The organism is Anaerozeibacter quisquiliarum, from assembly GCF_051162045.1.
GTDB lineage: Bacteria > Bacillota > Clostridia > Christensenellales > Aristaeellaceae > Anaerozeibacter > Anaerozeibacter quisquiliarum.
Map to the genome: position 1 here is coordinate 1 of NZ_JBISDI010000009.1, position 25,713 is coordinate 25,713.

At 63.9% G+C, this 25,713-nt stretch carries 19 protein-coding genes; 7 read left to right on the forward strand and 12 right to left on the reverse strand.

Annotated features, from left to right (window positions below; all coding sequences use genetic code 11):
- Positions 1–10 precede the first annotated feature (10 nt).
- From ACH6CV_RS05340 to ACH6CV_RS05350, 3 genes are all read right to left on the reverse strand, one after another.
- A complete protein-coding gene (locus tag ACH6CV_RS05340) occupies positions 11–943 on the reverse strand; it encodes a shikimate dehydrogenase family protein (protein ID WP_456357138.1) in 933 nt (310 codons plus the stop codon).
- A gap of 39 nt (positions 944–982) precedes the next feature.
- The gene (locus ACH6CV_RS05345) at positions 983–1,918 is read right to left on the reverse strand and encodes a phosphotriesterase family protein (protein WP_456357139.1); all 936 of its coding nucleotides are present in this window, start codon (positions 1,916–1,918) and stop codon (positions 983–985) included.
- A gap of 133 nt (positions 1,919–2,051) precedes the next feature.
- Positions 2,052–2,816 carry a GntR family transcriptional regulator gene (locus ACH6CV_RS05350; protein WP_456357140.1) on the reverse strand — a complete coding sequence of 255 codons (765 nt, stop codon included), beginning with the start codon at positions 2,814–2,816 and terminating at the stop codon, positions 2,052–2,054.
- A 268-nt stretch (positions 2,817–3,084) separates the two neighbouring features.
- Between ACH6CV_RS05350 and ACH6CV_RS05355 the strand changes: the two genes are divergently transcribed.
- The gene (locus ACH6CV_RS05355; RefSeq protein WP_456357234.1) at positions 3,085–3,837 is read left to right on the forward strand and encodes an iron-containing alcohol dehydrogenase; all 753 of its coding nucleotides are present in this window, start codon (positions 3,085–3,087) and stop codon (positions 3,835–3,837) included.
- Positions 3,838–3,960: 123 nt separating this feature from the next.
- Here the strand turns inward: ACH6CV_RS05355 and ACH6CV_RS05360 are convergent, their stop codons facing one another.
- The 9 genes from ACH6CV_RS05360 to ACH6CV_RS05400 all read right to left on the reverse strand — a co-directional run bounded on the left by ACH6CV_RS05360 (position 3,961) and on the right by ACH6CV_RS05400 (position 16,709).
- Positions 3,961–5,844 (reverse strand): ADP-ribosylglycohydrolase family protein, encoded by a 1,884-nt coding sequence (locus tag ACH6CV_RS05360; RefSeq protein ID WP_456357141.1) that lies wholly within the window; start codon positions 5,842–5,844, stop codon positions 3,961–3,963.
- 86 nt (positions 5,845–5,930) lie between these two features.
- Positions 5,931–6,914 (reverse strand): substrate-binding domain-containing protein, encoded by a 984-nt coding sequence (locus ACH6CV_RS05365; protein WP_456357142.1) that lies wholly within the window; start codon positions 6,912–6,914, stop codon positions 5,931–5,933.
- Positions 6,911–8,110 carry a response regulator transcription factor gene (locus tag ACH6CV_RS05370; protein ID WP_456357143.1) on the reverse strand — a complete coding sequence of 400 codons (1,200 nt, stop codon included), beginning with the start codon at positions 8,108–8,110 and terminating at the stop codon, positions 6,911–6,913. Before ACH6CV_RS05370 ends, ACH6CV_RS05365 begins: the two co-directional genes overlap by 4 nt.
- Positions 8,107–9,906, reverse strand: coding sequence for a sensor histidine kinase (locus ACH6CV_RS05375; protein ID WP_456357144.1), 1,800 nt, complete (start codon positions 9,904–9,906; stop codon positions 8,107–8,109). Before ACH6CV_RS05375 ends, ACH6CV_RS05370 begins: the two co-directional genes overlap by 4 nt.
- 429 nt (positions 9,907–10,335) lie before the next feature.
- On the reverse strand, positions 10,336–11,289 hold the full coding sequence (locus ACH6CV_RS05380; protein ID WP_456357145.1) for a substrate-binding domain-containing protein: 954 nt from the start codon (positions 11,287–11,289) through the stop codon (positions 10,336–10,338).
- 47 nt (positions 11,290–11,336) lie between these two features.
- The gene (locus ACH6CV_RS05385; RefSeq protein ID WP_456357146.1) at positions 11,337–12,305 is read right to left on the reverse strand and encodes an ABC transporter permease; all 969 of its coding nucleotides are present in this window, start codon (positions 12,303–12,305) and stop codon (positions 11,337–11,339) included.
- Positions 12,306–12,311: 6 nt separating this feature from the next.
- On the reverse strand, positions 12,312–13,829 hold the full coding sequence (locus tag ACH6CV_RS05390; RefSeq protein WP_456357147.1) for a sugar ABC transporter ATP-binding protein: 1,518 nt from the start codon (positions 13,827–13,829) through the stop codon (positions 12,312–12,314).
- Between the two features lie 143 nt (positions 13,830–13,972).
- Complete coding sequence (locus ACH6CV_RS05395; protein WP_456357148.1) at positions 13,973–14,176, reverse strand: hypothetical protein; 204 nt, start codon at positions 14,174–14,176, stop codon at positions 13,973–13,975.
- 91 nt (positions 14,177–14,267) lie between these two features.
- The gene (locus tag ACH6CV_RS05400) at positions 14,268–16,709 is read right to left on the reverse strand and encodes a beta-mannosidase (RefSeq protein WP_456357149.1); all 2,442 of its coding nucleotides are present in this window, start codon (positions 16,707–16,709) and stop codon (positions 14,268–14,270) included.
- Between the two features lie 287 nt (positions 16,710–16,996).
- Between ACH6CV_RS05400 and ACH6CV_RS05405 the strand changes: the two genes are divergently transcribed.
- The 6 genes from ACH6CV_RS05405 (at position 16,997) to ACH6CV_RS05430 (ending at position 25,695) form a co-directional block, all read left to right on the forward strand.
- Entirely contained in the window at positions 16,997–18,790 is a 1,794-nt protein-coding gene (locus ACH6CV_RS05405) for an ABC transporter substrate-binding protein (protein ID WP_456357150.1), read from the forward strand.
- A gap of 126 nt (positions 18,791–18,916) precedes the next feature.
- A complete protein-coding gene (locus ACH6CV_RS05410; protein WP_456357151.1) occupies positions 18,917–19,921 on the forward strand; it encodes an ABC transporter permease in 1,005 nt (334 codons plus the stop codon).
- Between the two features lie 13 nt (positions 19,922–19,934).
- Positions 19,935–21,185 (forward strand): ABC transporter permease, encoded by a 1,251-nt coding sequence (locus ACH6CV_RS05415; protein WP_456357152.1) that lies wholly within the window; start codon positions 19,935–19,937, stop codon positions 21,183–21,185.
- A gap of 250 nt (positions 21,186–21,435) precedes the next feature.
- Positions 21,436–22,446 (forward strand): ABC transporter ATP-binding protein, encoded by a 1,011-nt coding sequence (locus ACH6CV_RS05420; protein ID WP_456357153.1) that lies wholly within the window; start codon positions 21,436–21,438, stop codon positions 22,444–22,446.
- Positions 22,433–23,248, forward strand: coding sequence for an ABC transporter ATP-binding protein (locus ACH6CV_RS05425; protein ID WP_456357154.1), 816 nt, complete (start codon positions 22,433–22,435; stop codon positions 23,246–23,248). Before ACH6CV_RS05420 ends, ACH6CV_RS05425 begins: the two co-directional genes overlap by 14 nt.
- A 176-nt stretch (positions 23,249–23,424) precedes the next feature.
- Positions 23,425–25,695, forward strand: a complete 2,271-nt coding sequence (locus ACH6CV_RS05430; protein ID WP_456357235.1) for a glycoside hydrolase family 3 C-terminal domain-containing protein — start codon at positions 23,425–23,427, stop codon at positions 25,693–25,695.
- Positions 25,696–25,713 lie beyond the last annotated feature (18 nt).

Sequence of the window (25,713 nt, forward strand, 5' to 3'; positions counted from 1 at the left end):
AGACGCCTCCCTATCCCTTGGCGAGCGTGCCGCACAGCTGTAGCCGCTCGCCGCTGATGTCGATGTCGAAGACCTCCGCGATTACCTGTGTCCAGCCGTGGATGAAGTAGATCCAGCCGTCCTCGATGACCAGGTTGCGCTCGGCCTTCTGCGCCTCGGCCTGGCGCATGAACTCGAGCGTGCCGCGGTAGTTGAATTCCCACGCGATGCCGCCGGTTGGGAAGCGGCAGCCGTCGGTCAGCGGCGAGCCGGGCCGATCCTTGCCGAGGCCGGTGGCGTTGACCACCAGCGAGCCCGCGGGCAGCGATCCGACGATCCGATCGTTGAGCTCGGGCGACGGGCACAGGTGGAAGCTCAGCGGCACGCGCGAATCTTTCAGCACATTGACCGCCTCCGAAAGCCGGGGCGCGCTGCGGTTGGTCAGGTGGAGGCGCGCCGGGATGTTCTCCCCGTGCTTATGCTCGGATACGTACGCGCCGATCGACAGCGCGCTGCCGCCCGCGCCCAGCACGCACACCTCGGCCTGCGGGTGGTCGAGCCAGTAGTTCTTCGGCAAAAACGCGTCGAGCGCCAGCCCCGCGGTGATCGGGTCCTTGGCATGGCCGCAGAGCCGGCCGTCGCGCTTTGAGATCGACGACAGCTCGCCGAACATTCGCGCGTAGGGATCGAGGTAGTCGAACATGTCCCGGCAGGCGGCGTACAGGTCGATCTTGTGCGTCGTGACCAGCGTGCCCAGGCTCAGCGGATCGCCCTTGATGAAGGAGACCACCGCGCGATAGTCCTCGGCCGGGGCGTGGATCGCGATATCGATGCCCACGATGCGGGCGTCGAGCCCAAGCGCCTCGGCCCACTTGGGAAACACCCTCATGATCGAGGACTGGCCGGTGGTGACGCCGATAAAGTACATCGTGGGGTGTTCGGCCTTGGGGGGGAGTTTGACCATGATAATCACTCCTAGTTGTATGATTCATGAACGCCTAGGTCAAGCCTCGAACAGGCGGCGCGCGTTGCCGGTCGTCATCAAATCGATGTCCTCCGCCCGGATGCCGCCTGCGCGCAGCAGCGGCAGAAAGGTTTCAAGCAGGTACGTCAGGCCGATCGAGCCACCGTAGCTCGACAGCCGCTCGCGCGTGGTGTCGAGTGACAGCAGCAGGCGGCCCGCGTAGCCCAAGCCGATCATGTGGCGGATCAGCGTAAGCTCCGCCGCGTCACCGTGGTACTTGAACCGGCCGATCGTGTCGTAGCCGAGCATCGCGCCGGCGCGCGCAATCGCCTCGTGCGGGGCGCGGTCTCCCGCCTGGCGGTCGGCGTGACACACCACCACCCGGCGCTCCGGCAGGCCGCACGCCGCGCACAGCGTAAGCGCCTCGGGCGCGCCCGCGCCCCTGTCGGTGTGCAAAATCAGCGGCACGCCCTTATGTGCGGCCGCCGCGCGCGCCGCCGCGCGCAGCAACACAGCCGTCCGCCCCGCGCAGCCCTTGGCGCCGAGCGCCGCCTTCACCGCGCCCGCGCGCACCTTTTCCGAACCCGGCTCGTCTTGGATGCCCTCGTTCAGCTCGCGCGCAAACCGCTCATACAGCGCGTCTTCATCCGCCTGAAAGAAGAAGCTGTCCGCGCGGTAGAACATCGGCAAATGAAAGCCGGTGACTGCGATGATCTTGACGCACGACGCCGCGCTCATCCGCCGAAGCGCCTGGGCATTGCGGCCGGCGCCGCCCGGCTGCGCGTCGAGCAGGGCATCCCCGCCCGCCGCGCGGTAGCGCGCAAGCTCCGCGGTCGATCGGGCCTCGTCGTCGATCAGCAGCGCGGGAAAGGCGTCGGTGGCCGGGCCGCGCGACACGAACAGGTGCTCGTGCAGCTGGCAGTGGCCGAGCGCCTCCGCGCCGATCGCTCCGGTAACGGTCATAACCCGCGCCATGTCGGTCCTCCTCGCGCTTATGGTATCTACATACGATTGTCGTAACATTTATGGATAAAAACCCCCACGGGACGGCCCTTCCCATTCCCCTCCTTGGAGGGGAATAGAAAGGGGCCCTTTGGCGGGACGATCCCTACCGCCCGCCGACGCCGGTGTCGATCAGCAGATCGACCTCGAAGCGGTTGCGGTCGCCGCGGTAGCGGGCGATCGAGTACTCGATCGGCTGGTCGTGCCGGTTATAGCCCACGGTGGTGGCCAGTTGGATGGGCTTGCCGCGCGCAATGTTCAGGTATTCGACGTCCTTGCCCACGGCAGCCACCGCTTCCAGGATGCGGGTTACGCGGCAGATACGGGTGGCGTCGCGGGTGGCCAGCGCGTTGTAGAGCGACTCGCGTTCGAAGTCGCGGTTCAGGATGAACGAGCACAGTTCGTAGGGCAGCCAGGTCTCGACCGTGACGATCGGATCGGCGTCGGCAAAGCGACGCCGGGCCAGGAAGATGTACTCGCCGCCCGCCGGGATGTTGAAGTGCGCGGCGGCCTGCTCGCTCAGGCGCACCTTCTCGAATGTGAGCAGTTGGGTGCTGGGCTTGCAGCCGGTGCGCGCGATCTGCTCGTCAAACGTCTCCAGCCGCTTGATGAAGTCCTGCTTGAGTTTGATACGGGCGACAAAGGTGCCCTTGCTCTTGACGCGATACAGCCAACCCTCCTGCACCAATTCGCTGATCGCCTGGCGCACGGTGGTCCGGCTGATCTCAAACATCTTGGAGAGCTCTTTTTCGGTCGGGATCAGCGCGTCCACCTCGTAGTTGCCGCTCTTGATCTCTTCGAGCAGCATGGTCTTGAGCTGAAAATACAGCGGAATGGGCACCCGCTTGTCCAGCTTTGTCGGATCGAGCATCACCGTCACTCCTTGTCGCATGGGCGCTTGTGTAACCACAGCGCTTCTATGTCCCAATGTCATTATATCATACTTTTCAAAATATGCAACCAGAGCCGTGCCGTTTTACGCACAAAATAATTTTGTCGCCAAGTTGACAAAGCGTGTACGGTCGATTACACTGCACTTGGTCATAACATTGGTATATTGTAATTTCATTGCATGAGAGGGCATACGAAGGGCACATGTTTCCGCGCCGGTACGCGCCTGGGGTTCGCCCAGCCGCTACATTCAGGGGCCGAATCTGCTTCGAGACATCGAGAAGTACACCCGGGCCTACGGCAAACGCGTTGCCGCGGTCATCGACCAGTTCTTCTTTGACTCGCTGACCCGAGAGCTCGGCACATGTTACGCGGACACCGGCTCGGCGTTTACGTCGGTGGTGTTCAACTCCGAGGTCACGCTCGCCCGGATTGAGGCGACGACCGAGTCGCTGCGCGCGTTTGCGCCCGACGTCGTCGTCGGCATCGGCGCCGGCAAGACGCTCGACACCGCCAAGGCGGTGGCCGACAACTTCTCAGTGCCGGTGGTGATCTGCCCGACGCCGGCGTCCACCGACGCGCTGTCGGTGATTTACAAGGACAACGGCGAGCACGCTCACGCCCGCAATTACCTGAGCAACCCCAACCTCGTGCTGATGGACAGCGCGATCATCGCCAAGGCCCCGATCCGGTTCCCGGTGTCGGGCATGGGCGACGCGCTGGCGACCGTGTTCGAGGCGAAGGCAAACGAGCTGTCCGACCACGGCAACTACATCAACGAAAAGCAGGGCCCGTTCCGGCGGCCGCGCACGGCGATGATCGTCTCCGAGGCCTGCTACGAGACGCTGCTCGAGTACGGCTTGCAGGCCAAGCTCGCGGCCGAGCGCGGCCTCGTCACCGAGGCGGTCGAGCACATCATCGAGTGCAACACGCTGATGAGCGGCCTGGGCTTTGAGAACACCGGCTGCGCGGGCGCGCACTACAAGTCTCTGCGCGGCTAAAGGCCCCCGACCCAAGGGGCTGCGGCGCCTTGCAGGCGTCACAGCCCCTCGCACAAGATGCCCGATCGCGCCGCCATCGCTTTCCGGCCATGATTGAGATCGATGGCGGCGTTCATCCTGATTTCAACCATGGTCATCGGCATCCCCGTCATCTGTGTCTGAAACGACGCCCGTCAACGCGCGGCGAGGAGGAAGGCCCGCCTCGTCGCTTGCCAGACAGATGATCTCCTTTGTCTTCTCCAGCGGGTACGGCGTATCGTCCCAACGGCAAAACTCCACCGTCTCGACGGTTGCCTTCCGTTCGTGATTGTTTTCCCCGACAGGCACAATAACCTCGTCGCCCACGTCAATGCGCAAATCGGTGGTACGGTAGTGATAGACCTTGCCGCCGTCCGAAAATTCGACGCCGCAGTATTTGACTTCGCCCTTTTTCAAGGCAAACGCAAAACCGGAAAGTCCGACGATACCGCCGAACCCGTAAGTCTGGATGATGACGCGGACGGTTTCTATGAACATCCCGAACTGCTTCTCGGGGATATGGGCGCGGTCGAAAACACCCCTGTGGACGATGGTGCTCCCATCCTCGCGTTCAGCTTCCAGTTCGTAAAGGTTGATCGCAAAGTCGATTTCCTGATAGAGCGGCGAATCATGCCAGCCATCCGCGTCAAGGCAGTCGGTCATCAAATCGAGGCAGGCTTCGCCAAGGCCGGAGACCGCCCCAATCTCATACTGGTGGGCGACGCTGCCGCCCTCAAGCGTACTGCTCCTTATCGTCACCTGATGCTCGGTCAGGAGCAATTCGCTCGTGTTGCCCTCGCGGAACGGTCTCAGACCAATCCTGACCCGCCTCAAGGCAGGTCTGTCCGGCTCCGGTTTGCGCTCGTCGTCTATCGCTTTCAGTCGAGCAAGCCATCTTTCAATGAAGCCTTTGGCGACGAATGTCTCAAATATGCCGTCCGTATAGTGTTCGGCGCGAAGCACACCGAGTATCAAGGCGAGCGCCGTCTGCTCATCGAGCGCATCCGCATCGGCGGCTTTCATGGACTCCTCGCTCCAATTCAAGCCGTGCTTTGCGAGAATCGCCTGATAGTCCTGCAAGCCGTATTTGGGATTCGACCAGGCAAAGGTGCAGAACTCCTGACAAAAGTCCCGCCAGTTAACCTTATCGGCCAGTTTGTCGAGGTGCTTCGTGATGAAGTCGAACTTGCGATTCGGCTTTCCCGCCTTCGCCGCCTTCTCCCATTCGCGGAAGATGCCGCGCAGTTCGCCGTCCAGGTAGGTCAATGCCTTGCGCTTTAGGGGGAGCGGAACGCCGTAGTAGGCTTCGGCCACGGCGCAAGCGATCGCGGCGAGCGTATCGCTGTCGCCGCCGATGCTGATGGCGTTTCGGACCGCGTCCTCGAAGGTTGTGGATTCGAGGAACGCCACGATCGCCTGGGGCACGGTTTCCTGGCAGGTCTCATTGAAGGCGTAAACGTCGCGTATGCCGTCGAGGGTGAAGCCGAGCTTGTAGTAATCCCGCTCGATCCGCTCGCGGATCTCCCGCTTCGTCGCGCCGCTGCGGGCCATGAAGATGGCAACCGCGGTTGCCTCCGCACCCTTCACGCCCTCCTCGTGGTTGTGCGTCACCTCTGTGACCTTTCGGGCGAGCGACCTTGCCTCTTCCTCGGTCTTGGCGATAAAGCCGCACGGCGACACGCGCATGGCGGCTCCGTTACCGAAGCTGTTATAGGGCCGCGGGTGGTCGCTGAATATCCACCGGTGGAACATGCCGCCGAATCCGCAGTCAGGGTGCTTGCGGCCGATGGCCTGCATATGCCGGACGGCCTGATCGCCCAGCCGTTCCCAGTCGCCCTCGCAAACGAGAATGGCCTTCGCTACGGCAAGGGTCATGATGCTGTCGTCGGTGGCGAAACAGCCTTCGGCGAACAGGTCAAACTCCTTGCTCCGGTGGTTATCGAATTCAAAACGCGAACCCACGATGTCGCCGATGATTGCGCCGAGCATAATTGAATCCCCCTGCCTTCATGATGTCGGCTGGACGCTTCGCAAAAGATAGGAGCGGGCGTCAAGGCCGCGGTGTGCCGTGCCGCCTATTGCGCCGATCCGGCGATCCGGATGGGATCAAGGATCAGCGCGCGGGGGAGGGCCGGTTCGCCTTTCAGGATGCGCAGCGCGTACTCGATCGCCTGTTCGCCGCCGGTGGGGCAGCTGAAGGTGGCGTCCAATAGGCCCTTTTGCACCATTTCGCGTCCGCCGCCCGGCCCGTCGAGGCCGTCCACGCCCACATAGCGCACGCCGGGCACGCGCAGCTTGTCGATGGCCAGGCGCGCGCCGTAGGCCATGGCGTCGTTTTGAGCGAACACCACGTCGATCTTGCCGGGGTGCTCCACCATGTATTCCTTGGTGCGGTCCTCGGCCTGATCCTGCATCCAGTTGCCGACCAGTTGCGCGGCCGACACCACGTCCCGCTTGCCCGCGAGCGCGTCCGCGAAGCCCTTGGAGCGCTCGGCCACCGGCGGGGAGCCGTGCACGCCCTGAATCTCGAGCACCCTGCCGCCGCCCTCGCCCAGCAGCCGCGCCACCTCCGCGCCCGCGAGCTGGCCGATCATGTAGTTGTTCGGCCCGATGAACAGCGTGTACTCCTCGCCGCGCACGCCGCGGTCGAGCACGATCACCGGAATCTGAGAAAATACCTCGCTGATTACGGGCATCAGCGCCTCGCCGTCGATCGGCGACACCACGAGCAGGTCGATGCCGTACCCCATCAGCCGCCGGATGTCCTGAATCTGGCGTCGGATGTCGTCCTGATGCCGCTCGTTGTCCTGGCGCTGTATCTCCTGGCTGGCGTTGGTGAAGATCACGCGCAGGTTGTCGTGGCGCGAAGCTTTGCGCTCGATGTCCTGGTTCATCGTGATGCGCCAGGGCTCGGTCAGGTTGGCCTGGCTCATGCCGATCAGAAACTCGATCTGCGCGGGCGATTCGCCGTTTCGGGGCCAAAAAAGCCAGGCGCAAACCGCCGCGCACAGCAGCGCCAGCGCGAGCGCGCCGCCGACGAACCATGCGCGCCGCCTCATGGGTTTTTCTCCTCGCCGCGGTATTCGATCGGCGGCGCGCCCAGCACCTTCTTGAACGCGGTGCTGAAGTAGTGCGGCGTACTGTAGCCCACTTTCTCGGCGATCAACTTGATCTTGGTCTCGCCGCGGCGCATCAGCGCGACGGCGGCGCCCAGCCGCACGGTGGTCAGGTATTTCGAGAAGGCCATGCCCAACTCCTGCTTCATCAGCCGGCTCAGATAGGACGGGTTCACGCCCACCGCCTCCGCCACGTCCATCAGCCCCAGGTCCACGCGGCCGTAATGCCGGGCGATGTAGGCGACGGCCTGATCCACGGCGGCGGGGCGCGCCGCGTCGCGCTCCAGGTCCTCCAGCAGTTGGTCGTAGGCTTCCTCCAGCCCCGCGAGGCCCGCGGCGGGCCGCGCACGAAGGCTCACGCCCACATTAAGCGCCGCGCCCGCCTGGCGCGCGGCCTGCGCGAGCGCCTCGTCCATGGCCTCGTCGGCGTCGTACAGCAGCATCACGTGGTCGCGTTCGTCGCCGAACACGCAGGAGAACCGGCAGCGCGCAAGCGCGTCTCTGAGCGCGTCCGAGAACGCGTATTGCAGCATCCGGGGCCGCCAGAGGGTCGCCTGGCGGTCGTCTGAACGCGCCCGGATCATCATCAGCACCGCCCGGCGCAGCGCCGGCAGCTTGAGGTGGCCCATCTGCTCCTCGATCTCGCCCGGCGACAGCCGCCCCTGAATCGCCTCCGACAGCAGCTCCTCGCGCAGCAATTCCGCCCGCTTGTCAAGCTGTGCGACCGCCCAGGCGAAATGCCGCCCGCGCTCGCGCTCGGCGTTAAGCGCCTGGATCGCGCCGTCGAGCGCAGAGCGCAATTCGCTGAGCTCCACCGGCTTGAGCAGGTAGGCGTGCACGCCCAAGTCCAGCGCGCGGCGGGCGTAGTCGAACGCTTCGAACCCGGTGATTATGATGATGCGCGCGTCGCTCCTCGTCTCGCGCAGCCGCTCGATAAAGTCGAGCCCGGTCAAAAACGGCATGTTGATGTCCACCAGCAGGATGTCCGGGCGGGTGGCTGTGGCCATCTCGAGCGCATGCTCGCCGTCATCGGCCTGCGCGACCACCTCGAGGTCCAGCCCCATGTGCTCGATCTGCGCGCGCAGCCCGCGCCGGATCTTGGGCTCGTCGTCCGCGATCAACAACTTCCACACGCTCATCCCACCCCTTCCTCGTCCCGGATGATCGGGTGCGCGATGGTGACGGTCACGCCGCCCGACTCGTTGATTGCGTAATGCAGAGCGTATTCGTCGCCGTGGCTGAGCCGGATGCGGTCGTTCACGTTGAAGATGCCGTAGCCGTGGCCCGCGTCCCGCGCGCCGCCGGGCGTGCGCAGCGCCGCGTTTAGCTGGTCGCACAGCTCGCCCGTCATGCCCGCGCCGTTGTCCCGCACGGTGAGGATCAGCTTGCCGTCCCGTTCGCATGCGCCCACCGCGATGTGCCCGGCGCCGCGCTTTTGCTTGATGCCGTGATAGATGGCATTCTCCACCAACGGCTGCAGGATCAGCTTGTTCACGCGATCCGACAGGCAATCTTCGTCCGCGTGGATTTCGTAATCCAGCTTGTCCTCATAGCGCACCTGCTGAATGAACAGGTAGCAGCGCACATGCTCGATCTCCTCGGAAAGCGGGATGACCTCCTTGCCGCGCGACAGCCCTATGCGGAACAGCTTGGTGAGCGCGCTCACCATCTGCACGATCTCGATCGCGCCGCGCTCCTCGGCCATCCAGCGGATCGTGTCCAGCGTGTTGTAGAGAAAGTGCGGTTTGATTTGCGCCTGCAGCGTCTTGACCTCGGCCTCGCGCTTGTTCTTCTGCTCGACGTATACGAGCTGCAAGAGCGAGCGGATCTTCTCCATCATGTTGTTGAAGCTGGCGGCCAACTGCGCGATCTCGCCGTGGTCGCGCCTGGGCGTGAAGCTCACGTCCAAATTGCCGCGCTCGGTCTCGGCCATCAGCATTCGCAGCTTCGAAATGGGCCTGGTAAACGAGGCGGAGAAGGTGATCGCCGTCAGCGACGCCACGAGCACCCCCAGCAGCGCGAGCATCAGCGTGTAGCCCCTGAGCTGCTGCACGGGGCCCAGCACCTCGCCGCTCTTGAACGCGCCCACCGTGCGCCAGCCGGCCAGCCGGGAACGTGTGCTGAACAGCTGGTAGCGCTCGCCCTTCAGCGTGTGGACGCTGCCCTCCGGCGACTCATCCTCCACCCAGTCGTGCTGGATGCGGTACACGGTGGGGTTGACGGGCGCGTACACCACCTGGCCCGCGTCGTCCATCACGAACACATAGCCCGACTTGCCCAGCGTCAAATCTTGGATGTGGTTCTCGATCGCGGACAGGCACATGTCCACCATGATGACGCCCAGCACCTCGCCAGTCTCGGGGCCCAATACCGCGCGGGCCACCGACACGATGTCGTCGGCGGACGGGTTGTGGATGTTGCGGATGTTGCGCCCGATGGGCTTGGAGAGCAGCACGCGCTCGCCGCCCCTTGCGCGCGCGGCCTGATACCAGCCGTCCTGCACCATCGGGTAGCGCGCGATGCGGAACATCTCGCTCGAGACGTAGAGGTTGCGCTCGTTGGCGATCAGGATGCCCGAGATCAGCCCCCGGTTCTCTTGGACGAACGGCTGCATCTTGAGCCGGGACGCGGTCTCGACTTCCACGCGGCTTGGGGCGTAGAAGTCGCTCAGGCACAAGAACTTAAGCACGTCTTCGTCGAGCGAGAGATACGTGATGATCTGATCGACCGCGCGCAGATTGGCATCGATGTTGGTCTGCACCTGTCGAAGCATCTGGCGCGCGTAGGAGGTGGCCTGCTCGTCAAACGCCTGCGCGTAGAAGTAGTTGCCGAAGAGGGTGATCGCGATCAGCGGAATGGTGATGAGCAGCACCATCGAAAAGAGCAGCTGCACGCGCAGGCTGCGGAAGACGCCGTGCCTAATCAAGCCGCGCATGATGCCGCCCTCCTTTTCATTCCCATGATAACCCCGCCGTCCGGCCGCGTCAAGCCAATGCGGGCCGCGGCGCCCAGGAGAATGCGTTGCGGTCCCGGGCCATTGACAAAGTAAGACGCAGACAACAACGCAGTCCGACGAGCTCACACGCCCACGGGCATGTACCGGGGGCGTGAATGCGATTCCGACAAAGGGCGGGTCCGCAGACCCGCCCTCAATTCGCAATAGTCGCCCCGGCTCTTCGAGACCGGTGCTCGTTTGCTCATTGGGCTGGCGCCCTCCCTTCCTCGCCCACTGAGCGCGGTCGGGCGCGCCCCGACTCATCGTTTCCCGTCCGCCTGCCGCCCGGGAGGCCCTCAGGCCGAGAGGCAGGCGGTCCCTCGGCTCGGAGCATTTTTGCCCGCAGGCAAAAAGGGTTCGAGCCTAATCTTACTTCCCGCCCATGCGCGCGTAGATTTCGGGCGCGGTCTCGGGCGTGATGGCTTCGGTGCCCAGCGTGACGATCTTTTCGAGTTCCTTGCCCTCGACCAGCAGCTTGTACGCGCTCTCGATGGCTTCCTTGCCGCCGGTCGGGTAGATCATCGACAGGCTCAGGCGGCCGTCCATGACCGACTTGATGCCGCCGTCCGGGGTGGGCAGGCCGTCCACGCCCACGAACAGGATGTCCTTCTCGCGGCCGGCATTTTTGGCGGCGATGTACGCGCCTTCGGCCATCGGGTCGTTGAGCGCGAAGAACAGGTCGATCTCGTCGTTGGACTGCAGCATCTGCTCGGCGACGGTAATCGCCTTTTCGCGCAGCCAGTCGGCGTTGTCGGCGGCGATGATTTCAAGCTTCGGGTTGTCTTTGATGCCCTCGCGAAAGCCGTTGTCGCGGTCGATGCCGCCGGACGTGCCCTCGAGGCCCTTGATCTCGCAGATCTTGCCGCCGTCCTTGAGCAGCACATTCGCCACGTACTTGCCGCACTCGCGGCCGATCAGCACGTTGTCCGCGCCGATGAACTGGGTGTAGCTGTCGCCCTCGATCTTGCGGTCGAGCAGGATGACCGGGATGCCCGCCTCGTAGGCCTTCTTGACCACGGCGGTCAGCGGCACCGCCTCGTTGGGCGAGGTAATCAAGAGGTCAACGCCCATCTGGATGAAGTTCTCGATGTCGGCGATCTGCTTGTTGTTGTCCTGCGCGGCGTCCGAATAGATGACCTCGAACATCGGGTAGTCCTTGGCGGCGGCGGCGATCTGGTCGTTCATGGCCACGCGCCAAGGCTCGCCCAGGTTGCACTGCGCCATGCCGATCACGTACTTATCCTTCTGCTCGGCCGCGCCCGCGACCGCGCAGACGCCGAGCGCCAGAACCAGAACCAACAGGATCGATAGAGCCTTCCTCATGTTGCTGCCTCCCTTTTTGATTATGAAAACCCCCGTACGCAGGGTCGTCATTCCTTTTTCCGGTCGGCCTGCGCGAATACGGCCACGATGATAAGTAGGCCCTTGACCACGAGCTGCAAGTTCGAATTCACGCCCTTGAGGCCCAGCATGTTGTCGAGCAGGCCCATGATCAGCGCGCCGACCAGCGTGCCGATGATCGTGCCCTTGCCGCCCGCGAGCGAGGTGCCGCCGATGGCGACCGCCGCGACGGCGTTCAGCTCGTAGCCGATGCCGTCGTTGGGCCCGCCCTGGTAGGTCTGCGCGGCGTGAATCATGCCGGCCAGTGCCGCCAGCATCCCGCACAGCATGAACGCGATGGTCTTGACGCGGTTTACGCTGATGCCAGACAGGTGAGCCGCGGTGGCGTTGCCGCCGATGGCGTAGATCTGCCGCCCGAAGCGCGTCTTGCCCATGACGATGTAGAACACGACGATCAGCACGAGGAAGATGACCGCCGGAACCGGCACCACGTCCCACAACCGGGCCTGCAACCACTCGAACTCAGGCGCGGCCCGGCCCTCGCCGTAGCCGTAGGACAGCGGGATGCCGATGCCGTTCGCCCAGAACCGCGCAAGCCCGCGCGCGATGTTCATCGAGGCCAGCGTCGCGATGAACGCCTGAATCTTCATGCGCGTGGTGACCGTGCCGTTGAAGAGGCCGTATACCGCGCCAATGCCGAGGCTTACAAGCACCGCGGGCACGAACGGCAATCCGTTCTGCACCAGCAGCGCGGCACTGCCGGTGCTGACCAGGCCCAGGACCGAACCCACCGACAGATCGATGTCGCCGAGCAGCACGATCATCGTCATGCCGATGGCGATGATGCCGTTTTCCGAGACCGCGCGCAGCACGTTCATGAAGTTGCTGATGTCCAGGAAGGTGTTGCGGCCCTTGTTGTTCACGCAGATGATCGACGCGATGACGAAGATCGCGATCAGCGCGATGTAGCTCTGGAACCGCTTCAGGAACTTGCCCATACGCGTCTAAGCACCTTCCTCTCTCCGGGTGGCGGCGCTGAGCAGCCTCTCCTGCGTCGCCTGGTTTTTCGTGAATTCGCCGGTGATCCGCCCTTCGCAGATCGTGAGGATCCGGTCGGAAATGCCGATCAGCTCGGGCAGTTCCGAGGAGATCACCACGATGCCCATGCCGCCCGCGGCCAGATGGTTGATTAGCTGGTAGATTTCCGCCTTCGCGCCCACGTCGATGCCGCGCGTGGGCTCGTCCAGCAGCAGCACCTTGGGATTCGTAATCAGCCAGCGCCCGAGCACCACCTTTTGCTGGTTGCCGCCGGACAGCGTCTCGCAGAGCGCGTTGTAGCCGGGCGCCTTGATGCGCATGCCCCGCATCTGCCCGTCCCAGTCCCGCTTCTCACTCGCATTGTCCATGAACCCGAGGATTGAATACCGCTTTAAGAGCGGCAGCGACATGTTCTCGCCGATCGAGCGCGGCAGCACCAGCCCCTTGCCCTTTCGGTCCTCGGTGGCGAACGAGATGCCCTGCGCGATGGCGTCCCTGGGCGAGCGCACGGCGGCCTTCCTGCCCTCGATGTACACCTCGCCCGTCATATCGGCGGGGTGCAGGCCGAACAGCGACTCGAACAGCTCGCTGCGGCCCGACCCTAACAGGCCCGCGATGCCCAGCACCTCGCCGCGCCTGAGCGCAAATGAGATGTCCTTCAGCGTGCGGCGGAACCCGCCGCCGTTTCTCAGGCACAGGTTCTCGACGCGCAGCACCTCATCGCCGAGGGCCGAGTGCTGCTTGGGGTACACGTCCTTGATCTCGCGCCCGACCATCATGGAAATGACCTGGTCGCGGCTCGCCGCCCGCGCGTCGACGGTGCCGATGAACCGGCCGTCGCGCAGCACGGTCAGCCGGTCGGCGACGGCGAATACCTCTTCCATGCGGTGGGTGATGTAGATGATGCCGACGCCCTCCGCGGTTAGGCGGCGGATCACGGAAAACAGTTTTTCGGACTCCTGCTCGGAGATGGCCGACGTCGGCTCGTCCATGATAAGAATCCGCGCGTTCAGCGACAGCGCCTTGGCGATCTCCACCATCTGCTGCTCGCCCACGCGCAGCGACATGACCTTTGCGCCGGGCCGTATGTCGAGATGCAGCATGTCCAGATAGGTTTGCGCCATCCGCTCCATGCGCCTTTTTTGGATGAAGCCCGCTTTATTCGTTACTTCCCGGCCGATGAACATGTTCTCGGCCACGCTCATCTCCCTGACCAACTGCAATTCCTGATGGATTTTGGCGATGCCCGCCTCGCGCGCCTGCAAGGGGCTTGAAAAGACCCTGCGCTCGCCGCCGATGCGTATCTCGCCGTCGTAGTGAAGCAGCGCGCCGCTGAGCACGTTCATCAGCGTGGACTTGCCCGCCCCGTTTTCGCCCATCAGCGCCAGCACTTCGCCCGCGCGCAGTTCGATGCTCACGTCCTCAAGCGCCCGCACCGCCCCGAAACGCTTGCCGATCCGCGTCATGCGCAGGAGCGGTTCCATAGCGCCACCTCCAATCTTGCCGTCATTATACCATTTCCCGAATGGGGAAGGACGTTCGATTTTCCTGAAAAACCTTTCAAATTTGGCACCAAAAAGGAAAAGGGTGCGACGGATGCCGCACCCTTCCCTGCAAACCCGCCTCTTTACGCCGCCCTGGGAAGCGCCGCCGGGATGATGTCCTGTTCGCGCAGGCCGTCGGCGTTGATGGACCGGATGTTGGGCGTGCGCACGCCCTCGCCCGGATCCTGCACGTACACGCGGATCGGGTCGCGCACGGCCGGGGTCGGCGGGATATCGGCGGCCGCGAATCTATCGCGGTTGTACGGCCGGCGAGACGGGGTACGCATGCCGATCCCTCCTTTTAGTTAAGCCGCGGTGCGCGTCGCGCGTTTGGCCGGCGATACCATGCCATTTTGCGCGGAGAAAATATGCGCAGGTTCACCTTATGTCGTAGACGCTTCGGACCGAGAACCGCGTGGGCGCGCCGCGCAGGATTTTCACGGTCCGGCTGTCGGCGTTCAGGTCGAAGAAGTTGTCGGAGAACAGGCAGTCGCCGTCGTCGCAGAGGATCTCGACGCCCTTCGCGTAGGCGCGGGCGGCGACCGTGATTTCGTCGCCGTTCACCGACAGGGTAAGCCGCGGGTCGAGAAACTCGAAGTGTTTGGGCGGGCAGAACAGCGCCGTGCCGCCCGAGACCCACGCCCCGTCCAGGAACAGGTCGTAGGAGACGTAGCCGGCCCTAAGCGGAGCTTCCGGGAACGCCCGCTCGTCGAGCCACCGGGCGGAAAGGGCGGGCACAAAGACCGCCTGCTCGCCCGACTCGATCACCGAGGCGTCCGGCGCGCGCAGCGCCCACCTAACGTGCGCGCGCACGGCGTCCATCGTCTCGTTGGAAACGTTCAGCCGCATGGACTTCACAACCTCGTTGGGCTCGGCGTTGACATTGGCGTTCTGGGTCGAAACGCCCTCCTCCTGGCAGGACAGGAGCACCGGCGCGAAGAAGCGCTTCGCCGCGTAGTGCAGCGCCTTCCAGCGGCCGAAGTAGTCGATCGACGCCCAGGAAGCCACCGGCCAGCAGTCGTTGAGCTGCCAGTAGATCGCGCCCATGCAGCGGCCGCGGTGCCGCCGCCAGTGCTCGACGCCGCAGCGGATCGCTTCCATTTGTAAAAGCTGCGAGGCGTACGAAAGCAGATCCAGCGTGCCCGGGTACAGGAAGGTCTGCGCAAGGTAGGCGAGGATCTTGCCGTTGGCGGCGTCGTTGCGCTGATGCTTCTCCATCACGTAGGAGAAGGCGTTGCGGTCTCCGGGCAGCGTGAAGGACTCGATCGTCTTCATCGAAGGGAACGACTGGAAGCCGAACTCCGACGCGTAGCGGAAGAAGAACTTGCGGTACTCGGTGAACGGCTTGCCGCCGTGCCACACGTCCCAGTAGTGCACGTCGCCCCGGTTCTCGTCGTTGGGATTGTCGAAGCCGCCGCCCGAGGAGGGCGAGGCCGGCCAGTAGAAGGTGTCGGGGTCGACCGTCCGGAGCGCCTTCGGGATGATGTACTCGAACATGCGGATATAGTCGGCCTTTTGCTTCGGGGTATTGACCCATAGGCCCTGGGCTACGAATTGCTCCATCTCGTTGTTGCCGCACCACAGCCCCAGCGAGGCGTGGTGGCGCAGCCGGCGCGCATTATCGAACACCTCATGGCGGATGTTGTCCTCAAACGCGTCGGTCAGCTCGTACACGGCGCAGGCGAACATAAAGTCCTGCCAGACGACGAGGCCCAGCTCGTCGCAGATGTCGTAGAACCAGTCGTCCGGATAGTAGCCGCCGCCCCACACGCGAATGGCGTTGAAGTGGGCGAGCGCCGCGTCCGTAAGCAGCAGCCGGGTGCGCTCCGGCGTCACGCGGCCGAGCAGGTTGTCCTCGGGGATGTAGTCCGCGCCCATCGCGAAGATTTGCACCCCGTTGACCTCGGTGGCAAACGATTCGCCCCATTGATCCTTCTCGCGGCGCATGGTCAGGGTGCGCAGGCCGATGCGCCCTCTCCAGCGATCCACTTCCCGCCCGCCCGCGCAGAGCGCCGCCGACACCTCGTACAGCGGCTGCGCGCCATAGCCGTTCGGCCACCAAAGCGCGGGTTCGTCGATCAGGATGGGGGAGCCGTCGGAAACGTAGGCGCGCCCGTCCGGCGCGGTCACGCTGATCTTGACGGAGAAATCGTCCTCGCCGCAGGCGCACAGCCCGGTGAAGCTGTTGATTTCCGGCGTGAAGTCAAGCGTCACCCGCCCGTCCGCGTGCGCCTGATGGACCCGTACCGATGAAAGCCGGGCCCGGTCCACCACATGCACCTTCACGCCGCGGAAGATGCCCGCGTCGGGCAGCCGCGCTCCCCAGTCCCAGCCGAACATGTAGTGGGCCTTGCGCAGGTGCGGGAAACCCTCGGTCGCGTCCGAGGAGCCGTCGGCCCTGACCTGCCGGTAGGCCTCGCGGATATACTTGAGCGGCGAAGAGAGCCGAACCTCGAGCGTGTTGGGGCCCTCCTTCGCCAGGTGCTTAACGTCGAAGGTCCAACTGCGGTGCATGTTGTCGCACCGGCCCACGAATGCTTCGTTCAGCGTGACGGCGGCCAGCGTGTCCAGGCCCTCGAACTCGAGCAGCAGCGCGTCGCCCCGCAAATCCTCGGCCGTAAGCGGAAAGTGCCTGCGGTAAATGTAGTCGTCGTTCATCAACTCGAACGCGTTCAACTCGTTGTCCCGGTAAAACGGGTCGTCCATCCGGCCTTCATTCATCAGCGTCTGGTAGACGGTGCCGGGTACGACGGCATGGAACCAGCCGTCGCCTTGGGCGGCGCGCATCGTCCACGCGCCGTTTAATGAGATCGTCCTCATGCTTTTCTCCTTTTACGCGTTGCTGCCTTTCAGTTTACCACTTTACCCCCCCTTTTGTCACCTGCCCGCACAAATGTCCTGAAAATCTGGTAAAAAACGTTGACAGTAGTTGGGGACGGTGTTATACTGGGGTAAATAATCCTACAACGCGCTGTCGGCGCGAGATTTTTTGGCGGAACCGAAACCGTTTTCGCTCTGGCGGCGGCGCATTGGGCCCGGCTCGGCATTTGGATGGGTTTTTGGCCCGTTGGGTCATAAGATCATTTCATTGATGGAGGGATTGGATCATGAATACTCGCAGGCTCCTGGTTCTCCTGTTCGCGCTGATGTTGGCGCTGCCGATGGCGGCCGGCGCGCAGACGGTCGCGGAACTGCCCCGCAACGAGACGATGTACTTCGGCGGTCAGCAGTGGGGTTCGATCAACGGCTGGAATCCGTTGTCGGACGACATGAACAACGCCATGGCCCTTGCCCGCTCCGCCAGCGGCAGCCGCATCATCATGTACGAGGCGCTGTACATGTACAACATGCTGGACGCCTCGATGAGGCCGTTGATTGCGGACGGCGACTATGAGTGGAACGCCGACCAGACCCAGATGACCATCAAGATCAAGCCCGCCGCCAAGTGGTCGGACGGTACGCCGATCACCTCCGCCGACGTGGTCGCCACCTTTGATACCGGCGTTGCGGTCGGCAACGCCATGGGCAACACCTACAAGCCCTACATCGACGCCATCGTGCCGGTGGACGAGCATACCTTCATCATCAAGGCCAAGCTGAACGACGAAGGCAAGGCTGTCAACCCGCTGCAGCTGATCTGCTTTTTGGGCGACGCCTACATCGTGCAGAAGGCCTGGATTGACCAGCTGAGCGCGCGCACGGGCGGTGATCCCACCGCCATGAAGAACGACCCGGCCGACGACGTGGTCTGGAGCGGCCCCTACACCAAGTACTTCGCCGACGACCAGAAGGTCGTGTACGTGCGCGACGACAACTACTGGGGACAGGACGCCTCCATGTGGGGCAAGCTGCCGGTGCCCAAGTACCTGGCCCACGGCATCTACGCCGACAACCCCTCCGTCGCGACCGCGTTCAAGGCCGGGCAGATCGACGTCAACCAGCAGTTCATCTCCAACATCGAGGAATTGTGGCTGAAGGAGGGCCTGCCGATCTCCACCTACATGAACGAGGCGCCCTGGGGCATCTGCGTCAACATGCCCACCGCCTGGTATAACCTGGATGTCCCGGCGCTTAAAAACGTTGCCATCCGCAGGGCCATTGCGATGGCGGTGGACTACGACGCCATCAACCAGAACGCCATGACCGGCCAGAGCCCGACCTTTGTCGACGTGCCGCGCTCTTGCATGAACCCCACCGAGGGCGAGCAGGCCACGTTTGACCACGACGCGGTCAAGGATCTGCAGTGGGCCGGCAAGGACGTCGAAGGCGCCAAGAAGCTGCTGGACGAGGCCGGCATCGTCGACACCGACGGCGACGGCATCCGCGAGCTGGACGGCGAGAAGCTGTCCTTCAACTCCTGCTGCCCGAACGGCTGGACCGACTGGATGGCCGCGATGGAGATCGTCGCCGCCGCCGGCAAGGAGATCGGCATCGAGCTGACCACCGAGTTCCCCGAGTGGAGCGTGTACCAGACCGTGGTCACCGCCGCCAAGCAGACCGACTACGACATCTTCATGATGTGGACCTCCTCCGCCACCCCGGCGCAGCCCTGGGACCGCATCCGCTGGCTGATGTCCAGTGAATTCAACGGCGTGGAGGGCAACTGGTCGGGCAACTTCGGCCACTACGCCAACCCGGCGCTGGACGAGCTGGTCAAGCTCATCCCCTCCACCACCGACGCGGCCAAGCTCAAGGAGATGTACACCGAGGCGGTCAAGATCTACCTGACCGACGTGCCCTCCTTCTCGCTGATGTACCGCCCGGACAAGTTCCACGCCGTGAACGAGTCCGTGTGGACCAACTTCCCGGATTCCGAGGACGGCCGCAACATCCCGCCGATGGACTGCACCGACGGCTACGGCATTGCGGCGCTCTATGACGTGGAGCTGGTGAACCCCTAGGATAGGCTGACGAAGCGGCTGTAGCGTCAAGGATGATCCATTCCCCATTCCCCTCTTCGGAGGGGAATGGGAGGGGCCATCCCCTGACGGTACAGCTGCTTCCGATTGAGAGTAGGGGGGCGTATTATGAAGGGCTATCGCAGGTACTTCGGCAAGAAGATCCTCTGGTTTGCGATCACATTCATCGCGGCCGTGCTCGTGAACTTCATCCTGCCCCGACTGATGCCGGGCGATCCGGTGGCCGCGATCACGGGCAAGGTGGTGCGGGGCCTGTCCGACACCTCTGCCGTCAAGGCGATCTATGCGCAGTACGCCGAGGCCTTCGGCACGCAAAAGCCGATGGCCGAGCAGTTTGTCATCTACATTCGGAACGTGCTGCGCGGCGACTTCGGCCTGTCCTTCAGCCAATATCCGCGCCCGGTCGCGGACATCATCCGCTCAGCCGTCGGCTGGACGGTCGCGCTGCAGCTGCCGGCGATCATCATCGGCTGGCTGCTGGGCAACATCCTGGGCGCGCTGGCCGCCTACATCCGCAAGGGTTTTGACAAGTTCATCATGCCGGTCACGCTGTTTGTCAGCAACATTCCCGCCTTCGGCATGGCGGTGATTCTGCTGGTGGTGTTTGCCGTCAACCTGAAAATTGCGCCGGTTTCCGGCGGATACAGCTACGATATGCTCCCCAACCTGAGCTGGGATTTTGTCATATCGGTCATCCGGCACTATCAACTGCCCTTCTGGTCCATCGTGCTGGTGGCGATCGGCGGGCAGGCCGTCGGCATGCGCTCGATGTCCATCTACGAGCTGAACGCCGACTATGTCAAGTACGCAAGGTTCTTGGGGGTAAAGGATCGCAAGATCGCCTCTTACGTATTCCGAAACGCGATGCTGCCGCAGGTGACCGGCTTGGCGCTGTCGATCGGCACGATGATCGGCGGCGCGCTGGTCTCGGAGATCATCTTCAGCTATCCGGGCCTGGGTACGGCGATGCTGCACGGCGTCACCATGGCAGACTATCCGCTGATCTCCGCCACGACCTTGATCGTCAGCGTGATGGTGCTGATGGCCACGTTCGTGCTCGACATCGTCTACGGTTTCATCGACCCGCGCGTCAAGGCCGCGCAATTCGATTGAGGGGGGGAGGCACATGAAACACACCCTGCGTCAAATCTTCCGCTCCCCGAAATTCCTGGTAGGCTTTGTGATCCTTGCGTGCATCCTGCTGACGATGCTGATCTACCCGCTGATCGATCCCGGCGACCCGCTCAGGATGATTGGTCTGGGCACCTTCGCGAGGCCGGGCACCTACGTATCGCTGTACGACAGCGCGGGCGCCCCGGCCGCAACCTTCAAACTGCCGGGCGCCGACGCCAACCGCCTCGCCAAGACGCTGAGCGACGAGGACCGGGTCAGCATGGTCAATTGGTTCGCCGCCGCCGGCGTGGACGTGGGCGGGCTCGACTTTCAGGACACGGCGGCGCTGCTCAAGCTGTGGAAGGCCAACTATTCCCCCTCGGTCCGCCCCAAGGGCATGACCAAGGCCATGCGCAACTACTACGAGCGGCTGAACGGCGCGATCCAATCGGCCAACGATGCGGACGCGCTGGCCGTCTGCGAAAAGGACCCGGACACCGGGGAGTTTGTGCAAAAGCGCGCGATCACAAAGACCGACTACGTCCATGTAAACGACGTGGCCAACGTCAAGGTCTTGCCGCTGGGCACCGACAACTTCGGCCGCGACACGCTCAAGGAGCTGGTCTCCGCCTGCGGCACGTCGATCCGGATCGGCCTGCTCGCGGGCGCGATCGCCACGGCGATCGGCCTCGTCCTGGGCCTGCTCGCGGGGTACCTGGGCGGCATTGTGGACGAAGTCATCATGTTCTTCACCAACATCTTCACGGTCATACCCGCCTTCGTGCTGCTGATCCTGATTTCCTACTCGATCGGCCAGGAGCAGCGGGGATCGGAGACCGTGGCGCTGGTGATCGGCTTCACCTCCTGGAATTGGACGACGCGCTCGGTGCGCTCCCAGGTCATGTCGCTCAGGAACCGCGACCATGTGAACCTGTCGAAGCTGTCCGGGCACAGCCTCATTCGGATCATCATGACCGACATCCTGCCCTACATCGCCTCCTACGTGGTCATGGCGTTCATCCTTCAAATTTCGTCGGCCATCCTGGCGGAAGCGCAGCTGTCGCTGCTGGGCCTGGGCCCCAAGACCACCGAGATCCCGACGCTGGGCCTGATGATGAACTGGGCGATGCTGTACGCGGCGCACCTCAACGGCTCATGGTGGGCGTACTTCCCCGTGATCCTGACCATCGCGCTCATCTCGTTCTCGCTGAACCTGATGAACACGGGGCTCGATCAGGTGTTCAACCCCACCTTGAGGGATTAGGTCACGCGCATCCGGCTGCGGCCGTATGCGCGTGAGAGGGGCTACGGGGGACGGCACCTGAAAACTCTGCGGAGTTTTCCGGCGGGGGGCAACCTTTGCCCGGTGCCGGGATCGGGTGAGCATTTTGTCCGCAAAATGCCGCCCGCCCCGGCGTACACGCCGCCGGTACGATCGAACTTGGAGGGTCTCGACCCTCCAAACCTCCCGGGGCAGTTCGTAAGCGATTGACCTGGGCATTAGGAGGCGGGCTATGGCCACGATACTGGAAGTGAGGGACCTGACCACCAAGTACATCACCCGCTTCCGCGAGAACGTGTACGCGGTGGATCACGTGTCCCTGACGATCGAAGAGGGCAAGTCGCTGGGTATCGCGGGCGAGAGCGGCTGCGGCAAGTCCACGCTGGCGCTGAGCCTGATGGGCTACTACTTCCCGCCGCTGCACTACACAAGCGGCGAGATCATCCTGGACGGCAAGAAAATTTCGGGCATGAACCCGGACGATGTCCGCAGGTCCGTGCTCGGCACCGAGATCGCCTACATCCCGCAAGCGGCCATGAACGCGCTCAACCCCACCCGGCGCATCATCCGCTTCATCGAGGACGTGATCCGCGCCCACGACCCGAAGGTGGGCCGCAAGGAGATTTTCGAGCTGGCCCGAGACCGATTTCACGAGCTGGGGCTGCCGCCCGAGGTGCTGAACCGCCACCCGGTGGAGCTGTCCGGCGGTATGAAGCAGCGCACCGTCATCGCGATCTCCACGATCCTCAAGCCCAAGGTGCTGATTGCGGATGAGCCCTCGTCCGCGCTCGACGTGACCAGTCAGAAGATGGTCATCAAGATGCTCAAGAACCTGATGGAGAAGCAGTACATCAAGGGCATGATCTTCATCACCCACGAGCTGCCGCTGCTCTACAATGTGACGGACGACATCATGGTCATGTACGCGGGGCAGATCGTGGAGAAGGGCACCGCGAAGCAGATGGTGTTCGATCCGCTGCACCCCTATTCGAGGGGGCTGATGGGCTCGATCATCGTGCCCGAGGAGGGAACGCGCGGCCATGCGCTGACCGCCATACCGGGCACGCCGCCCAACCTCAAGAACCCGCCTTCGGGCTGCCGCTTCGCCGATCGCTGCAAGCACGTGGTGCCTGCCTGCCGGGTGCATGAAATCCCCATGATTAGCCTCGCCGGCGGCCGCTGCTACCGTTGCGGCCACGCCGAGAGCACGCTGAGGGAGGCGTACGAGCATGAGCGAGAATAGGGGGCCGCTGTGCCTGAGCGGAGAAGGCGTGACCAAGGTCTTCGGCATCGGCCCCAAGGCCGTCCGAGCCGTGGACAACGTGGATTTTGAATTCCGCGAGGGGGAACTGGTGTCGATCGTGGGCGAGTCGGGCAGCGGCAAGACCACGCTGGCCAAGCTGCTGCTGGGGTTAAGCTCGGTCACGAAGGGCGAGATCCTGTTCCAGGGCGCGCCCCGGGACATCTCCACCCAGCGCAAGAAGCGCGAATATTGGAAGGGCATCCAGGCCATCTTTCAGGATCCGTTCTCCTCTTTTAACGTGTTCACCAAGATCGACACGGTGCTGCTTGACTGCATCAACATGCGCGGCGGGCGCGCATTGTCCCGGAAGAAGAAGTATGATATGATGGAGGAGGCCTGCTCCTTTGTCAATTTGAAGTTCGCGGAGCTCACCAACAAGTACCCGTTCGAGCTGTCCGGCGGCCAGATGCAGCGGCTGATGATCGCGCGCATCTTCCTGCTGAAACCCAAAATCCTGCTGGCCGACGAGCCCACCTCGATGATCGACGCCTGCTCGCGCGCCACCATCCTGGACATGCTGCTGAACCTGCGCAACGAGACGGGCATGACCATCATCTTCATCACCCACGATATCGGGCTGGCCTACTACATCTCCGACAGCGTGTACATCATGGAGCACGGCCGGTTTGTCGAGCGCGGCACCGCCGACGAGGTGATCCTGAATCCCAAGGCCGCGTATACCCGCCGGTTAATCAGCGACGTTCCGAAGATCTACGAGCCCTGGGATTTGAGCACGGTTTGAAGGTCGCGCGAATCCGCCTGCGGGGTTTTCCGGGCGCAATCCGGCTGGCGGAATCCATTGGCGCCGGCTGGGCCGGCACGAATGATTGTATGGAGGGTCTCGGCCCTGCATACCTCCCGGGGGTTGTGCAAGCGACTGCCCATAAGAGCGGGCGGAGGAAAGGAATGAAATACAACATGGACGTGAAAAAGCTGGTAGCCCAAATGACGCTGGAGGAGAAGGCATCGCTGCTCTCCGGCGCGGACTTCTGGCACACCAAGGCGGTAGAGCGGCTGGGCGTGCCCGGCGTGATGGTGTCCGACGGTCCCCACGGCCTGCGCAAGCAGCGCCAGGAGGGCGACCACCTGGGCATCAACGAGAGCATCGAGGCGGTCTGCCTGCCCGCAGGCTGCGCCAGCGCCGCTTCGTTCGACCGGGCGCTGCTGCGCAGGATCGGCGAGGCGGTGGGCGACGCCTGCCAGCACGAGCGCGTGTCGGTGGTGCTGGGCCCGGCGGTCAACATCAAGCGCTCGCCGCTGTGCGGCCGCAACTTCGAATATTTCAGCGAGGACCCATACCTGGCGGGCGAAGCGGCGGTCGGCCTGATCGAGGGCGTGCAGAGCCGGAATATCGGCACCTCGGTCAAGCACTTCGCCGCCAACAGCCAGGAGCATCGGCGCTTGTCCAGCGATGCCCAAATCGACGAGCGCACACTGCGCGAAATCTATCTGCCCGCCTTCGAGGCGGCGGTGAAGCGCGCCAAACCCTGGACGGTCATGTGCGCCTACAACCGGCTGAACGGCATTTACGCGTCGGAGCACCCCTGGCTGCTCACCGAGTTGCTCCGGGGCGAGTGGGGTTTTGACGGCTACGTGGTCAGCGACTGGGGCGCGGTCAACGACCGGGTGGCCGGCGTGGCCGCGGGGCTGGACCTCGAGATGCCCGCCTCGGGCGGCGTCAACGACCGGCGCATCGTGGAGGCGGTGCGCGCGGGCAAACTGGACGAAGCATTGGTGGATCGGGCGGCCGAGCGGGTGCTGGCGGTGAACTACCGCTACCTCGAGAACGCCAGGCCGGACACTCCTTGGGACATGGAGGCCCAGCACCAACTGGCGCGCGAGCTGGCCGCGGAGTGCATGGTGCTGCTGAAGAACGACGGGGGCCTTCTGCCGCTGACGGAGGGAGAAACCGTCGCGGTGGTGGGCCGCTTCGCCAAGGAGCCCCGGTTCCAGGGCGGCGGCAGTTCCCACATCAACAGCTTCAAGGTGACATCCCTGATGGACGCGCTTACCGGCGTGCCCGGCGTGACCTACGCCGACGGCTACAAGATCCATGACCCCGAGCCCGACGAGGCGCTGATTGGGCAGGCCGTGGACCTCGCGCGCGCCGCCCGGGTGGCGGTGGTCGCAGTGGGCCTGCCCGACGCGTTTGAGTCCGAGGGCTACGACCGTACCCACATGCGCATGCCCGCCTGTCAGGAGGCGCTGATCGAGCGCGTGGCACAGGTCAACCCGAACACCCTCGTGGTGCTGCACAACGGCTCGCCGATCGAGATGCCCTGGATCGGCAAGGTGCGCGCGGTGCTCGAGGCGTACCTGGGCGGCCAGGCGGTGGGCGGCGCGACGGCGGACGTGCTGTATGGCCGGAAGAACCCCTGCGGCAGGCTGCCGGAGACCTTCCCGCTCAAGCTGGAGCATAACCCGTCGCACATCAGCTACGGCGGCGAGGGCGACGCGGCGCCCTACCGGGAGGGCGTGTTCGTCGGCTACCGCTACTACGACAGGAAGGCGATGGACGTGCTGTTCCCGTTCGGGTTCGGCCTGTCCTACACCAGATTTGAATACAGCGGCCTCACGCTGAGCGCCGACGCCATCCGCGATACGGATGCGCTGACCGCCAGCGTGACCGTGAAGAACGTCGGCTCCGTGCCCGGCAAGGAAGTGGTGCAGCTGTACGTGGCCGACGTCCAAAGCAGCGTGTTCCGCCCCGTGCGGGAGCTCAAGGGCTTCGAGAAGGTGTTGCTCGAGCCGGGCGAGCAGAAAACGGTGTCGTTTGCGCTCGACAAGCGCGCCTTCGCCTACTGGAACGACGCGATCCACGACTGGCATGTGGAGAGCGGCGACTTCCTGATCCAGATCGGCCGGTCCTCCCGCGACATCGCGCTGGAGAAGCGGGTCTTCGTCGAGTCCACGGTGGAGATACCGGCGACCTGGACGGTCAACTCCATCTTCATGGACGTGATGAAGTCGGAAAGGGCCGAGACCATCCTGAAGCCGCTCGTGGACAGCATGACGATCTCGATCGCCGGCGGGGAAGAGACCAGCGACGTGGCCCAGAGCGCCATTTCACCCGATATGCTCCGAGCGATGCTGGCCTATTCGCCGCTGCGCAGCGCCGTCAGCTTCTCCGACGGCCGGATCACCCACGAGCAGGTCGAGCAGTTGGTCGAGATGCTGAACATGGGTTAAACGCACTAGCGACAGGCC

Excerpts from the sequence above, each read along its gene's own strand:
- ACH6CV_RS05375 (WP_456357144.1), bottom strand. The coding sequence starts at position 9,906 with ATGCGCGGCTTGATTAGGCACGGCGTCTTCCGCAGCCTGCGCGTGCAG.
- ACH6CV_RS05360 (WP_456357141.1), bottom strand. The coding sequence starts at position 5,844 with ATGCTCGGCGCAATCATCGGCGACATCGTGGGTTCGCGTTTTGAATTC.
- ACH6CV_RS05395 (WP_456357148.1), bottom strand. The coding sequence starts at position 14,176 with ATGCGTACCCCGTCTCGCCGGCCGTACAACCGCGATAGATTCGCGGCC.
- ACH6CV_RS05425 (WP_456357154.1), top strand. The coding sequence starts at position 22,433 with ATGAGCGAGAATAGGGGGCCGCTGTGCCTGAGCGGAGAAGGCGTGACC.
- ACH6CV_RS05420 (WP_456357153.1), top strand. The coding sequence starts at position 21,436 with ATGGCCACGATACTGGAAGTGAGGGACCTGACCACCAAGTACATCACC.
- ACH6CV_RS05370 (WP_456357143.1), bottom strand. The coding sequence starts at position 8,110 with ATGAGCGTGTGGAAGTTGTTGATCGCGGACGACGAGCCCAAGATCCGG.
- ACH6CV_RS05345 (WP_456357139.1), bottom strand. The coding sequence starts at position 1,918 with ATGGCGCGGGTTATGACCGTTACCGGAGCGATCGGCGCGGAGGCGCTC.
- ACH6CV_RS05340 (WP_456357138.1), bottom strand. The coding sequence starts at position 943 with ATGGTCAAACTCCCCCCCAAGGCCGAACACCCCACGATGTACTTTATC.
- ACH6CV_RS05415 (WP_456357152.1), top strand. The coding sequence starts at position 19,935 with ATGAAACACACCCTGCGTCAAATCTTCCGCTCCCCGAAATTCCTGGTA.
- ACH6CV_RS05385 (WP_456357146.1), bottom strand. The coding sequence starts at position 12,305 with ATGGGCAAGTTCCTGAAGCGGTTCCAGAGCTACATCGCGCTGATCGCG.
- ACH6CV_RS05390 (WP_456357147.1), bottom strand. The coding sequence starts at position 13,829 with ATGGAACCGCTCCTGCGCATGACGCGGATCGGCAAGCGTTTCGGGGCG.
- ACH6CV_RS05430 (WP_456357235.1), top strand. The coding sequence starts at position 23,425 with ATGGACGTGAAAAAGCTGGTAGCCCAAATGACGCTGGAGGAGAAGGCA.
- ACH6CV_RS05365 (WP_456357142.1), bottom strand. The coding sequence starts at position 6,914 with ATGAGGCGGCGCGCATGGTTCGTCGGCGGCGCGCTCGCGCTGGCGCTG.
- ACH6CV_RS05400 (WP_456357149.1), bottom strand. The coding sequence starts at position 16,709 with ATGAGGACGATCTCATTAAACGGCGCGTGGACGATGCGCGCCGCCCAA.
- ACH6CV_RS05410 (WP_456357151.1), top strand. The coding sequence starts at position 18,917 with ATGAAGGGCTATCGCAGGTACTTCGGCAAGAAGATCCTCTGGTTTGCG.
- ACH6CV_RS05405 (WP_456357150.1), top strand. The coding sequence starts at position 16,997 with ATGAATACTCGCAGGCTCCTGGTTCTCCTGTTCGCGCTGATGTTGGCG.
- ACH6CV_RS05350 (WP_456357140.1), bottom strand. The coding sequence starts at position 2,816 with ATGCTCGATCCGACAAAGCTGGACAAGCGGGTGCCCATTCCGCTGTAT.
- ACH6CV_RS05380 (WP_456357145.1), bottom strand. The coding sequence starts at position 11,289 with ATGAGGAAGGCTCTATCGATCCTGTTGGTTCTGGTTCTGGCGCTCGGC.